Genomic DNA, 12,758 nt, shown 5'->3' with positions numbered 1-12,758 from the left:
ACCACCATGCTCAATCATCCCTTTCATTTGCGCGGCAAGCGCGTGCTGGTCACCGGCGCCAGTAGTGGTATCGGCCGCGCGGTTGCCATTGAGTGCGCCCGTGCCGGTGCAGCGGTGATTGCCAGTGGCCGCGATCAGACGCGGCTCGATGCGACCATGGCGCGGCTGGAGGAGGGCGCGCACGACAGTTTCGCTGCCGATCTCACCGACGACGCCCAGCTGGCCGCGCTGGCGGCGCACTGCGGCCACATCGATGGCGTCGTCCATTGCGCCGGTGTCGATGGGGTGACGCCGGTGCGCATGCTGCGCGCAGCCTTCCTCGACCGCGTGTTCGATGCGAATTTCATGGCGCCCATCCTGCTGACCCAAAAACTGCTGTACCAGAAGGCGCTGCGCAATGGCGCCTCGATCCTGTACGTGTCGTCGATCGCCGCCCACACCGGCACCGTCGGCGTCGGGCCGTATTCGGCCTCAAAGGCGGCGCTTGAGGGCTTGATGCGCTGCCTGGCACTGGAAGTGGCGCCACGATCGATGCGCGTCAATGCGCTCGCGCCAGGACTGGTCGACACGCCGCTGGTCAACGAGGACCGCGCCTGGCTGGAAGAAAAAGCGGCCAGCTACCCGATGGGCATCGGCCGGCCGGAAGATGTGGCGTATGCCGCCATCTACCTGCTGTGCGACGCCAGCCGCAAGGTGACCGGTACCACCCTGCACCTCGATGGAGGCAATGCATGGACGTAAACCCACCCGCCGCCGCCGCCGCCGCCGCCAGTGTGCATGATCTGGTGGTGATCAGCGCCGGTGGCTTTGGCCGCTCGCTGGTCAATACCTGCCACGGTGATCCGGACAATGGCGTGGTGTGGCGCGTCACCGGCTACCTCGACAACCGGCCGGCGCTGGCGGCCAAAGCCGGCCTGCCGATCCTTGGCGACCCGATGACCTACCAGGCCAGGGACGGCCAGAGCTTCATGTGCGCGCTCGGTGATCCGGGCCAGCGGCGCCGCTTTGCCGCGCCGCTGCTGGCGCAGGGCGCCACCTTCATGAATCTGTGCACCGGCCTGTTTCCGGCCGATGGCCTGCGCATGGGCGTCGGCTGCTTTTTCGAGCCGCCCGTGCGCATCGGCGTCGATGTCACCCTGGGCGACTTCGTCGTCATCCAGTCGACCAGCGTGATCGGCTACGAAGTGGTGATTGGTTCGTACGTGACGGTCGGCGCGTTCGTCTTCATTGGCGGCGGCGCGCAGATCGGCGAGGATGTCGTCATCCATCCCCACGCCACGATCCTGCCCAAGGTGAGCATCGGTGCTGGCGCCGTGGTCGGCGCTGGCAGCGTGGTGATGGCCGATGTGCCGCCGGGCGTGACGGTGCTGGGCAATCCCGCCAAAATCTTCAGGTTCAAATAATGCACTCACGGATGCCTGCCTCCGCGTATATCGACCAGGCCTGGTTCGAGCGCGAGCGCGATTTGCTGTTCAAGCCCCTGTGGCAGTTCATCGGCTTGAAGATGATGCTGGAAGCGCACAATGGGTTCATCACGCGCACGCTGTGCGGCGTGCCGATCGTGGTGCAGAATTTTGACGGCGAACTGCGGGCCTTTGAAAACGTCTGCCTGCACCGCCAGAATCCCATCCAGGTGGAGCCGCAGGGGGTGCGCCCGCTGGTGTGCTACTACCATGGCTGGGCCTATGGCAGCGACGGCGCACCGGCCAAGATCCCCTTCGAAGACACGCTGTACCGCTACCCCGCAGCCGAACGCGCCTGCATGCACCTGCGCCGCTTTGCTCTCGAATGTGTCGGCAACCTGGTGTTCGTCAACCTGTCGGCCGAACCGATGCCGATCAGGCAGCAGTTCGGCGCCGCCCTGCTGGCGAGCATGGCGCAATCGTCGCTGGCCTACGATGGCGAAGTGATGATGACGACCTACGAGGGCAAGTTCAACTGGAAGCTGGCCTACGAAAATCTGCGCGACAGCGTGCACCCCAAATTTCTGCATACGCGCTCGCTGTACAAGGAAGTCAAGTTCGAGCCGGTCATCAATGAAGGGGCGCTGGCGGCGCTGAGCGCGCAGCGCGGCGCCCCCACGCCCGAGCGCGCGCGCGCGCTGGCGCTGCTGCGCAGTTTTAGTGGCGGCGGGCGCGATACCCCGATCGAGAACTTCGCCCACCAGCCATGGTTCGACCACGTCGAGCGCTATCGCGACCAGGACTGGTACTACAACTGGCTGGCCTTTCCGAACCTGCACATCGCTTCGCCAACGGCCGGCTATTCCTTCATCATCGAGCAGCACGTGCCGGTGGGACCGGGGCGCACCGACCTGATCGTGCACGCCGTGCTGGCCAAGAAGAAGAAACGCTTTTCCGGCGCCCTGGCGGTGCTGCACGGGACCATGATGGGGCTTGAGCGCGTTTTGCGCGAAGACGTCGGCGTACTCGAAGACATCCAGCGCACCCTGCACCCGGGCGCCAAAGCGGCCCACCTGGGTGACTATGAATTCATCAATGCCGGCATCGAGCACTGGTACCTCGCTGTCATGGAGGGAAAAATTGTCCTGTAAATTCGTGATCGGCACGGCGCCCGAGCTGGGCTGGATCGCCAGCGCCTGGCGCGAAGCGGCGCCGGCACTGCAGATCGTGGAGGTGCTGCTGGAGGCCGATGACGGCGCCGTCGCCGCGCTCGCCCGAGCCCTTGCTGGCGCCCGCGCCAGTGCCGGCGACAGCGCCTTCCTGGTGTGGGGCACGCAGCATCTGAACATGCGTCGCCTCGAGCTGATGGGCGTCGTCAAATCGCTCGGTCTGGCCATGCCGCCGCTGCTCTGCGGCGGCGCCGTGGTCGCCGCCAGTGCCACCCTCAGTGACAACTGTTACGTGGGGCCGGGCGCGGTGATCGGCGCCGACTGCCGCATCGGCCACAACGTCCATATCGGCGCCGCCGCCGTCGTCGGCAGCGGCTGCAGCGTTGGCCACTCAGCCCATATCGAGGACGGCGCCCAGCTCGGACGCGGCGTCACGCTGGCCGCCCACGTCAGCATCGGCCTGGGGGTGATCATCGCGCACGCGGTCAGCGTGGGAAAATTTTCGATTGTCGACAAGCCGGGCTGCTACCGCGCCGACATCGCCGCCAAATCGTTCCGGCACGCCAGCCACGCCCACCCCATCATCGTGGTCGGATCCTGAGCGCGCCTTCGCCGCCAGCGGCGAAGGCGGCGATGAATGCCTGCAGGCGGCGCCGTCGGTCATGCCGTCGATGAAGACGATGGCGCAAGCGGGCGCGATTGCACGCAGCAGGGCCGACAGGCCGTACTCGGTCTCGTGGGCGCGCTGGCAGATGAAAATGAAGCGGTGCGCCAGTTTCGGCCGCAAGTTGGCCACGACCAGTTCGACCATCGGACGGCCGAGCACTTCAATTAATGGCTTGGGCAGGGCATGCCCGGCCTGCGTAAAGCGCGAGCCGAGTCCTGCCATGGGAATGACGATGTTGATCATGCCTCGCCCGCGTACTTGTCGTCGCGCGCGCCGGGCACCTTGACCACCACCGTGACGCTGTCCTGCAGCGCGTGAAAATCGGTCGATTCGCCCGCTTCGATGACGATGATTGCGCCGCTGTCGAAACGCTGGCCGTTCATCTCCACGGCGCCGCTCTGGATGACGGTAATTTCGGTGGCAATGCGATGGTGGTGGCGCGCTTCGCGCTCGCCTGCACGATAGCTTTTTATGGCAACCTCGGCCCCTTGCGTGACAAACGCCGCTGGCGAAAAATCGCCGACAAACCAGCCGCGCTGCATGTCGTCGAGCTTAAACTGTTTCATGAGCCGCCCTTGCCGTCGACCAGGGCGGCGACGCGCTGGCCGTGCCGCTGTTCGAATTCTTCGATCCGTTGCGGCGTATAGAAGCTGAAATAAGCATCGTTTGAAATCTCCCTTGCATACACCCGGCGGTTGTCGATAATGAGTTGATTGAGTACGGGGGCGATGAAATAGCGGCCGTCTTCGGTGGTGCGCTGGAGGATCGAGCGACTTGCTGCATCGAGAAATAGCGCGCCACTGCGAAAATAATAAAATCCGGCCACCGCATGGCGGCTGATGGGCTTTTTTTCGGCCGCTTCGACCACCTGCTGCCCTTCCACCTTGACGTAAGACCAGCGCGGCGTCACCGCGCGGAAGTACAGGCAGGCGGCATCGGCGGCGTCAGCGACAAATTCGGGCAACAGGGTGGCCACATCGATGTCGAGGTATTGATCGCCGTTGGCGATGATCAGCGGCTGCGCGTGATCGATGTGCTCGATGGCCATCAGGCAGCTGCACAGGGCGCCCTGCGTCATGTTTTCCAGGATCACCACCTGGGCGCCATCGGCGAGCAGCTTGAGAGAGCGGTCCAGGTGAAAGCGGCTGCAGTCGTCCTTGAGCACGATGAACACGAATTGCACCGTGGCCTCCAGGCGGCGCAGATTTTCGATCACATACTGGATCATCGGCAGGCGCATGACCTCGGTCAGCGGCAGCGGGTGCGGATACTGGGCGAGCGGAAAATAGTCCGAGCGCGCGGCCAGCGGGATCACGACTGTCGTCATACGGGCACTTCCTGCTCGTGGCGGGCGATGGCAGCGAGAATATTGTCAAGCCGGACTTCGTCGACGGTGGCCACCTGCAGCACATGCGCGCCGGCGGCGCGGGCCGCGGTCACGCCGTTGTGATTGTCTTCCACCACCAGGCACTGCGCGGGCGCCAGACCGAGTCGCTCGATGGCGGCGCGGTAGATGTCCGGCGCCGGCCTGGGCAAGGCAATGTCTTCGCTGGAGAGGAAAAAATCGAGGTAGCGCAGCAGGTCGGCGCGCCCCAGCATCATCGCCACCGAGCTGCGGATCGAGTTGGAACAGACGGCGATGCGATAGCCGGCATCCTGCAGCCGCGCCAGCGCAAACTGCTGGGCAAATTGTGGCCGGCAGTGGGTGTAGATCAGCGCCTCCGTGTGCTGCTGCTTGATCTGGCCGATCAGTTGGTGCAGCTGGCGCGGCAGCCCGCGTTCGGTACTCATCATGTGCAGTTTTTTGCTGGTGGGCAGGCCATCGAAGCTCGCCAGGTGGTCGGCGCGCGAAATGGTCAGGCCAAATACCGCCAGCGCCAGGTTGAACGCTTCGTAGTGCCACTCGCGTGCATCGATGAGGACGCCATCCATGTCGAACAGTACCGCCTTGATCTTAAGCGTCATTGAAAAACTCCGCCGCTTCGAGAGGAAAGTCGGTGCACAGGCGCAGGTGCGGATGGGCGGCCAGCCCGGTCGCCTTCAATTGCTGCCAGTGAGGCAGATGGGGTCGTCGGTGCAGCTCGGCCGACACCACGCACACTTGGCCCCGTGCCAGCATCGCCGCCAGTTGCGCGGCGTCGTACCAGCAGCCATGGAAGCTGTCCAGCCAGACACCAGCGCTGCCGGCGACGCCGCCGCCGTGCTGCTCATATTCGCTGGCACGCAGATAAAACGGCAGCTGCGCGCGGACCTAAGCCAGCGTTTCTGGAACCGACATATCGAACACGAAGTAATCGATCTCGGGATAGGCCGCCATGGTCGTCGACAGCGCCGCCTGCAGGCCGTCGGCCTTGATATTGAGCGCCAGCGGGCCGCTGCAGGCGCTGGCGCGCATCAGTTCGAGTACGCTCCCCAGCGCAGGCTCGCCACCGCCCGGTATGTCGTGGGCGATGACGAGCGCGCCGGCGCTGTCACGGATATCTGTTTCAGTACCAAAGCCGAGGGCGAACGAGCGCGCAAAGGCGGCCATGGTGTTTTTTTCGGCGGCCTGCTGCCACAGCCCGCGGTGCGAAAGAATCTGCATGGTCAGCCTGGCGCGTGCGGCGCGTCAGGCGCCGCCGGCAGGTTGAACGGGCTGGCGCTGGCATAATCGCTCACCAGTAGTCCGAGCCGGTCCACCGCCGCGGCGATCTGCATGAACGCGGGGCGATCGGCAGCCAGTGCAAACTGGTCGGCGGCGCGCCATGGCCACATCAGGTTGACCGGGCTGGCCATGCCGGCGGCGCGCACATCTGCTTGAACCGGCACGTCGAACAGGGCGATGGCTTTCCAGTTAAGGACGATGGCTTCGTCATCGGGCGCCAGCGCGAAACGATCGGCCAGCACCTGCCAGTACGAAGCCGTGGTCAGATCGTAGGGCACACCCGTGCGGCGCAGGTAGCAGCGCATGATGCGCGCTTCCGGCGTGCACAGGGTCAGATGACTGGCGGGGGCCGACAGCGGCACCGATATGCCGCCGAGGATACTGTCATCGCGGGTCTGCCAGAATTCGAGCAGATCGGCAACGCGGCCAAACTGCAGCTGGTCGGTCAGGTGAAACAGGACAAAGCGCCATGACATCTGCGAGCAGAACACAATGCGCTGACGGCTGCCGCTATCGGCGCCATGGACCGGCTGGCGCACCAGCGCAAGCCAGTGCGCCAGATCGATGGCACCGATGATCGACTGGTCGGTGCGGCACTTGAAGGCATAGTCGATGCCGCGCGCCTGCAGGGCGGCAAAGCCGGCGCGCGCGCTGTCGCGTTGCATGACGGCGTTGTAGTCGCCCGGCTGCGCTGGCACCGGCGAGGTGACGATCTGGTCTACATGGGGGGCGCAGGCGGCCAGCAGGGCAGGCGGGGTATCGTCCCACGTGCTCAGGATCTGCGTCGCGAAGGGGAATTTCTTTCTGCTGGCCGCCAGCACCATCGGCGTGATGTGGGCCAGCACGGGGCCCTGCACCATCAGGCCGATGGTGGCGGCGTCGGTGGCCGGCGGCGGCGTCGCCGGCTGGCCAACGAAATGGCGTTGCAAGACTTGCGCGAGCGATTTGCCTTCGACTTGTTCGTCCATTGCGCGGATGCTGCGAAAACGCCCATAGCCGCCGATTTGCCGCATGCAGTCGAACCATTTGCCCGAGAAAACCACGACCAGTACCTCATCGGGATTTTCTTCCAGAAGGCGGCGCGCATGGTGGACCGGGATGCCGCATTTGAGTTCGCCTTCTGCAAGGCGGCCCGAGTCGATTTCCCACTCGCACACGGTGTAAGCCAGTTGCAGGCCAAGTTGCCGATAGAATTTCTCGAACTGGTAACCGGCGCCCCAGCCAATGAGCTTGCAGCGCGCGAGGTCGATATCAGGAAAACGCAGCCGCGCGCGCGCCAGGCCTGAGCGGAAATCGGCGTTCGCCATACTGCTTGTATCGGTCATGTGGGTGGATTTTTCATGTGGGTGCGGGGCACGGCAAATGCCGCCCGGCGCTGGCAGCGGGAGCTTGGCCAGGTCGCTGGCCAGGCCGATCAGGCATGGCGCCGGCCTGCCCGCAGCGCTGCGCCAGCGCTGATCTGGCCGACGGCCGCGCCGACCTTATTTGACGGCCCGCACAAACAGCCAGTGATGGTGAACGTCGCCGGGGCCGACCGGCCGCAGGTCCGTTTCGATGGCGCCGAAGCCGATCGTTTCCAGATCCTTGCGGATTTGCGCGATATCGGTGATGCAGACGTCGTGGATGCCGTTGGTGCCGGTGGCATCGAAGGTGTTGGCGTAATATTCCGAAAAGCCCTTGCGCACCCAGTTGTCAAAGCCCATCTGGAAGCACAGGGCGCCGCCACTTTTTAAGGTGCGATGAAACTCTTGCAGCAGGCCGAAGCGCACATCATAGACAGGGATGTGTTGCAGGCAAATCGTGCTGAACACCACATCGTAGGCAGCGTCGGCGACTGCGGCGATGTCCACCCCGTTGTTTTTGAAAAGCACGGGCATGTTGCTGATGCCATTCTGGCGGCACCAGATGTCGGCATTTTTCAGGTTGGTGTCGGCAATGTCGACGCCATCGATTTGCTTGAACTGCCGATTGAAGCGGACGATGTTGCGGCCAGGGCCACAGCCGAATTCGAGGGCGGTCTTGCCCGCGGTGTCAGCCACGCCCTTGAACAGGAAGTCATCGTAATCCTGCCAGGCATTGTGCTTGTCAAACGAGCCAACCACCGGATCGCGGTTTTCCACCGACCAGTGCGAAGCATCGCGATCGTATTGTTCCTGCTGCATTTTTGTGTATTCGTTGTTTTCGTCAATCACTCGATTCTCCAAAATGTGTCAGGCCGTCGTCGGCGTCACCTCAATGCGGATCGCATGCATGTCATCCTACCTCGCCGCCAAGGTCGAAGCAATAGTTACAAGGTGGAACAATTTATCATGCGCTGACCAGCGCTGCGGCGGCCACGATGGCGATGATCACGCTGGCGCGACGGATCGGCCTATCGCGCCCTGCGCTTGCGCTGCGCCGCAGTGCTGCCGGGGTGCCACTGATGGCTTTGACGGGCAATGCCCAGGGTGGCTGCGCAGGCAGCCAGCAAACCGCTTGACGTGGCGTTTTCAGCCCGGTCGCACATGGCATGCCCTCAATCGAAGCACTGGGTGTCGGAAAAAATCAGCTGGGTGTCATACAGGTCGGCGCTGTAGTGACGCAGGGCGATATGGCGGTAGGGGTGAATCGCCTGCACGATTTCGATGATCTGCGCGATATCGATCGGGTAGTGGTATGCCGAGATCGTCATATTCGGACGACTGCCGGCGATCACCCGCGCCGCGCCCTTGATGACGGCCGCTTCGTAGCCCTCGACGTCAATCTTGATCAGGGTCGCGGCGTCGACCACATCGTCGATCGCCATCATCTGCGTTGGCGTGCCGTCGCTGCCGGTGGGCCGGGCGCGGAAATTGCTGCCGAACGGATTGGCCGTATTTTCGAAGAATTCTTGCGTGCCGGCGCGTTCGCCGAGGCCGGCAAAATAGGCCGAGGTGTTGGGCAGGAAGGCGCACAGCGCCGACAAGGCGCCGAAGTTGGCAGCGTCCGGTTCAAACGCGTGCATGGCGCGGAAGCTGCCTCTGCTGGCGTGGTAGAAGTGACTGACGGTGTCGCCGTGGGCGGCGCCGGCGTCGATGAAGATTTCATCGGCACGCACGACCAGGCCGGCAGTCGGTGCAAAGCCGTTAATGAAGTCGCACAAGGGGAATGACACTTCGATGAGCGCGCTGCGCTCCAGTGTGATCAGCGCTTGCAGGCGGGCCAGCAGGGTGCGGCGCGAGCAGTCGTCGGTGAACAGTGGCGCCATGTTTTCATATTGATCAAGGTGTGCGATGGCATGGGTGCGTTCCTCGCATACGCTGACATAGGTGTGTGCCAGTCCCAGCTCGTGCATGGCGTACAGGCAGTCGCGCACAGTCACGCCGGCCGCCGCCAGCTCGCTGGCGATCCGTTTGCCGGCTAACGTGTCATTAAAATCGATCACCAGCAGCTTGGCCTTGTCAGCCGCGCTGAGCGCCAGTAACGCGGCCGTGGTCAGCAAGCGCCACGGCCGCTCCAGCGCCAGCATCTGTCCCACGCTGCGGCGTTTTGCCTCGGTCTCCTCGAACACCATGACCCCGGCGAAGCGCGGCAGACCGAGGGCGACGGCGGTGCAGCGCTGGCGAAATAACTGGGTGTGATTGCCAAGGAAGTACACCGCTTCATAGCTGGCGAGGTTGTCGAGCGGGACGGCGGCAGCCTGTCGCAGTTGGGCGAAATCGAATAATGGGTTCATGGTTTTACTAAACGAGAAATGGCATGGTGGCGCGCGGGCGCCCGCTGCGGTCGGGCTGCACCAGTTGGCGGCTTCTGCGAAGCAGCTTCAGGCGCGGGCGTCATGCCCTGCATGCCTGCCGGATCAGGCCGACGATGCGCTTGATCTGGTCGGCAGATAAATCGGGAAAAATCGGCAGGCACAGGACCTGGCGGGCGATTTGCGAGGCCGCCGGCAAGTTCGCCGGATCGGCCGAGGGCATCGTCCGGTACATGGGAAAGTCGCTGATCAGCGGATAAAAATAGCGGCGCGCGACCACGCCGGCGTCGCGCAGCTTTTGGTAGAGCTCGTCGCGGCTCGCATGGTAAGCGCGGCCGACCAGGATAGGAAAGTAAGCGCCATTGGCGACCACGCCAGCAGCGTGGGGCAGGCAGGTGATGCCGGGCACATCGGCGAGCGCCTCGCGGTAGTGGCGATCGATGGCGCGGCGTTTATCGAGTGCCAGCTCGATGTGTTTGAGCTGTAGCAGACCGAAGGCGGCATTAAATTCGCTCATCTTGCCGTTGATGCCAGGTGCGCTGACCGTCACTTCATCGACGATGCCGAAGTTTTTCAGATTGTCGATGTGGCGTTTGGTGGCGCTGTCGGGGCTGACGATGGCGCCGCCCTCGAAGGTATGAAACACCTTGGTGCCGTGAAAACTGAGCACCGACAGGTCGCCGTGGGTCAGCACGCTGGTGCCATCCTGGCGCACGGCGAAGGCATGGGCGGCGTCGTAGATCACCTTGAGACTGTGGCGACGGGCAATGGTATCGATCGCCTGCACATCGCACGGGCGACCGTAGCAATGGACCGGCATGATGGCGGTCGTTGCCGGCGTGATGGCCGCTTCGATGCGCGCCGGATCGAGGTTGAAGGTGGCGGGATCGATGTCGGCAAAGACCGGCTTGATGCCATTCCACATCATGGCGTGCGCGGTGGCGACGAACGAATAGGGCGTGGTAATCACTTCGCCCTTCACTCCCAGCGATTGCAGTGCCGTCATCAAGGCGATGGTGCCGTTGGCAAACAGCGAAATGTGCTTCACGCCCAGGTGCTCGCACAGCGCCGCTTCGAGCTGCTGGTGGAACGGGCCGCCATTGGTGACGTATTTGTTGGCCCAGATCTGTTCCAGGTAAGGCATCAGCTGGTCCAGCGGCGGCAGCAGTGGCTGGGTGACAAAGATGGGGGCGTCTTCGTTCATGATGGCTGCGGCAAGGTGATTTGCAAGGGAGCAGGTGCTTGCTGCGCGCACCAGCGCTGCCAGATCGCCCGCAGCGCCAGTTCAAGGCCCAGCGCAATGCCGTCCATGGTACTCGAGGAGGGGGTGGTAAAACACCCGCGCAGTTGTGCGCGGATGGTCGCCAGGGCGGCCAGGTCGTTGGCCTGGGCAACGGCAATCGCGACGAAATCGTCGGCGTCGTCGGCGATCAATTGCGGCAGGCCGCTGTGGCGCATGATGCTGGCGCCCTGGCAGCCGGCGGCGGTGCTGCCCAGCAGCGTTACCGTCGGCACGCCCATGTACAGCGCGTGCAGCGTGGTGGTGCCACCCGAATAGGGGAAGGTGTCGAGACAGATGTCGACCCGTTGATGGAGTGCCAGGTAGCTCGCCATATCGGCGCGCGGATAAAAATCGAGGCGCTGCCTGGCGATGCCGTTCAGGGCAAACTGGGCCGCGAGCGCATCGTTGCTGCCATCGGCCGGCATCGATGCCAGCAGCATGCGGGCGGCAGGTAGCGCGCGCAGCACGCGCGACCACAGCGCCACTACCGCAGCGCTCAGCTTGCTGGGGCGGTTGAAACTGCCGAACGTGAGGTAGCCATTATCGCTGGCGGGCAGCCGGTTGACGGCAGGCGACAGCGGCGACGGCAGAAAGGGCGCCGATACCGGCAGGTGCAGCAGTTTTTCGCTGAACTGGTGGTCGAACTGGCCGGGCGGCAGCATGAAAGGATCGGTCAGATAGTAATCCATCGCCGCCAGGCCGGTGCTGCCGGGATAGCCAATCCAGCTCGCCTGCAGCGGCGCCGGCTTGCGGGCAAACACGGGCAGGCGGTTGTGGGCGGTGTGGCCGGCCAGGTCGATCAGGATGTCGATGCCGTCCTGTTCGATGCGGGCGGCAACGACGGCGTCGGCGCTGCCGGCAATCGTGGTCCAGTGGGCGAAGTGGTGTTTCAGACGCGCCGTCACGGCGTCTTCGACCGGGTGATTGCTGTAGGCGTGCAATTGCAGGCCGGGACGCTGCGCCAGCACGGCCAGCACCGGCTCGCAAAAAGCGGCCACCGGATGGTCGCGCAGGTCACCTGAGACGATGCCGATGCGCAGCACCCGTTCACTGTCGCGCCGGTTGGTATGCTGCGGCCAGTGCGGGCGCAGCGGTGCCTCGAAGCGCTCGGCGTAAGCGCCATGCTCGGCCTGCAGGCTGGCCGTATCGATCTCTTCCATCTGGCTGAGGCAAAACAGCATATTGCTGTGGGCGTCGGCGTACAGCGGATGCAGGGCCAGGGTGCGACGGTAGGCGCTGACCGCTTCGCCCAATCGTCCTTGCGCCTGCAGCACCATGGCCAGATTGTTGTGCGCCTTGATGTAGTCGGGCTTGCGTTGCAGCGCGCGTTGCAGGCTCAGCTCGGCCGCCGCCAGCTTGCCCTGATCGAGCAAGGCAATGGCCAGGTTGTTGTGCGCCTCCGCATAGTCGGGCGCCAGCGCCAGCGCCCGCCGCAACACCTGTTCGGCTTCGGCCGCGCGGCGCAGGCCGGTCAGGGTCAATCCATAATTGTTGTGCACTTCGGCGTCATCGGGCAGCAAGCGCACCGAATGGGCCATCGCCTCCACGGCAGCGCCGACCTGGGACTGTGACTGCAGGGCGATACCGAGCGCCTTGTAACCAAATCCCCAGTCGGGGTACTGCTCGGTGAGCTGCTGCGCCAGCAGGCCCGCCTCCGCCATATTGCCCTGGGCAAATTTGGCCAGCAAGCCATCGATGACGGCGGTGTCCGGCGCGCTGTTCAACTGGCGCCTCGGCAGGGTGGGTGGCGTAGATCGAATAAAAATATTGTGCGCAAGATGGCTGTCGGTTGAAGCGCCTGCGCACGGGCCGAACTGGACCGACTGCAACGCGTTTCGTTACAGTAACGTCCGGGTCAATGCAAGTCAAGGAAAGGCAAAC

Annotated in this window: 15 protein-coding genes; 5 read left to right on the top strand and 10 right to left on the bottom strand. The window is 64.1% G+C overall.

Annotated features, from left to right (window positions below; all coding sequences use genetic code 11):
• Window positions 1-6: 6 nt before the first annotated feature.
• From ACP7BZ_RS02800 to ACP7BZ_RS02780, 5 genes are read left to right on the top strand one after another with little or no spacing between them, the layout of a single operon-like run.
• Window positions 7-741, top strand: coding sequence for an SDR family NAD(P)-dependent oxidoreductase (locus tag ACP7BZ_RS02800; protein ID WP_426110121.1), 735 nt, complete (start codon window positions 7-9; stop codon window positions 739-741).
• The gene (locus ACP7BZ_RS02795) at window positions 732-1,403 is read left to right on the top strand and encodes an acetyltransferase (RefSeq protein ID WP_426110120.1); all 672 of its coding nucleotides are present in this window, start codon (window positions 732-734) and stop codon (window positions 1,401-1,403) included. The genes ACP7BZ_RS02800 and ACP7BZ_RS02795 overlap by 10 nt, the downstream gene beginning before the upstream one ends.
• Window positions 1,404-1,414: 11 nt before the next feature.
• Window positions 1,415-2,554, top strand: a complete 1,140-nt coding sequence (locus tag ACP7BZ_RS02790) for an aromatic ring-hydroxylating oxygenase subunit alpha (RefSeq protein ID WP_426110119.1) — start codon at window positions 1,415-1,417, stop codon at window positions 2,552-2,554.
• The gene (locus ACP7BZ_RS02785; protein WP_426110118.1) at window positions 2,544-3,173 is read left to right on the top strand and encodes a hypothetical protein; all 630 of its coding nucleotides are present in this window, start codon (window positions 2,544-2,546) and stop codon (window positions 3,171-3,173) included. The genes ACP7BZ_RS02790 and ACP7BZ_RS02785 overlap by 11 nt, the downstream gene beginning before the upstream one ends.
• A 36-nt stretch (window positions 3,174-3,209) precedes the next feature.
• A complete protein-coding gene (locus tag ACP7BZ_RS02780; protein WP_426110117.1) occupies window positions 3,210-3,407 on the top strand; it encodes a hypothetical protein in 198 nt (65 codons plus the stop codon).
• 71 nt (window positions 3,408-3,478) lie between these two features.
• Here the strand turns inward: ACP7BZ_RS02780 and ACP7BZ_RS02775 are convergent, their stop codons facing one another.
• The 10 genes from ACP7BZ_RS02775 to ACP7BZ_RS02730 all read right to left on the bottom strand — a co-directional run bounded on the left by ACP7BZ_RS02775 (window position 3,479) and on the right by ACP7BZ_RS02730 (window position 12,601).
• Window positions 3,479-3,805, bottom strand: a complete 327-nt coding sequence (locus tag ACP7BZ_RS02775) for a hypothetical protein (RefSeq protein WP_426110116.1) — start codon at window positions 3,803-3,805, stop codon at window positions 3,479-3,481.
• On the bottom strand, window positions 3,802-4,566 hold the full coding sequence (locus ACP7BZ_RS02770; protein ID WP_426110115.1) for a glycosyltransferase family 2 protein: 765 nt from the start codon (window positions 4,564-4,566) through the stop codon (window positions 3,802-3,804). The genes ACP7BZ_RS02775 and ACP7BZ_RS02770 overlap by 4 nt, the downstream gene beginning before the upstream one ends.
• The gene (locus ACP7BZ_RS02765; RefSeq protein WP_426110114.1) at window positions 4,563-5,204 is read right to left on the bottom strand and encodes an HAD family hydrolase; all 642 of its coding nucleotides are present in this window, start codon (window positions 5,202-5,204) and stop codon (window positions 4,563-4,565) included. The genes ACP7BZ_RS02770 and ACP7BZ_RS02765 overlap by 4 nt, the downstream gene beginning before the upstream one ends.
• Window positions 5,194-5,358 carry a hypothetical protein gene (locus tag ACP7BZ_RS02760; RefSeq protein WP_426110113.1) on the bottom strand — a complete coding sequence of 55 codons (165 nt, stop codon included), beginning with the start codon at window positions 5,356-5,358 and terminating at the stop codon, window positions 5,194-5,196. The genes ACP7BZ_RS02765 and ACP7BZ_RS02760 overlap by 11 nt, the downstream gene beginning before the upstream one ends.
• A 132-nt stretch (window positions 5,359-5,490) precedes the next feature.
• A complete protein-coding gene (locus ACP7BZ_RS02755; protein ID WP_426110112.1) occupies window positions 5,491-5,823 on the bottom strand; it encodes a hypothetical protein in 333 nt (110 codons plus the stop codon).
• A 2-nt stretch (window positions 5,824-5,825) separates the two neighbouring features.
• Window positions 5,826-7,208 (bottom strand): WavE lipopolysaccharide synthesis family protein, encoded by a 1,383-nt coding sequence (locus ACP7BZ_RS02750; protein WP_426110111.1) that lies wholly within the window; start codon window positions 7,206-7,208, stop codon window positions 5,826-5,828.
• A gap of 156 nt (window positions 7,209-7,364) precedes the next feature.
• Window positions 7,365-8,075 (bottom strand): class I SAM-dependent methyltransferase, encoded by a 711-nt coding sequence (locus tag ACP7BZ_RS02745; protein ID WP_426110110.1) that lies wholly within the window; start codon window positions 8,073-8,075, stop codon window positions 7,365-7,367.
• A 323-nt stretch (window positions 8,076-8,398) separates the two neighbouring features.
• Window positions 8,399-9,577, bottom strand: coding sequence for an FkbM family methyltransferase (locus tag ACP7BZ_RS02740; RefSeq protein WP_426110109.1), 1,179 nt, complete (start codon window positions 9,575-9,577; stop codon window positions 8,399-8,401).
• A 100-nt stretch (window positions 9,578-9,677) separates the two neighbouring features.
• The gene (locus tag ACP7BZ_RS02735) at window positions 9,678-10,799 is read right to left on the bottom strand and encodes a DegT/DnrJ/EryC1/StrS family aminotransferase (protein ID WP_426110108.1); all 1,122 of its coding nucleotides are present in this window, start codon (window positions 10,797-10,799) and stop codon (window positions 9,678-9,680) included.
• The gene (locus ACP7BZ_RS02730; RefSeq protein WP_426110107.1) at window positions 10,796-12,601 is read right to left on the bottom strand and encodes a tetratricopeptide repeat protein; all 1,806 of its coding nucleotides are present in this window, start codon (window positions 12,599-12,601) and stop codon (window positions 10,796-10,798) included. The genes ACP7BZ_RS02735 and ACP7BZ_RS02730 overlap by 4 nt, the downstream gene beginning before the upstream one ends.
• Window positions 12,602-12,758 lie beyond the last annotated feature (157 nt).

This window comes from Massilia sp. PWRC2, assembly GCF_049896725.1.
Lineage (GTDB): Bacteria > Pseudomonadota > Gammaproteobacteria > Burkholderiales > Burkholderiaceae_D > JAFCUW01.
This window is presented reverse-complemented; position numbering and strand designations above follow the sequence as displayed.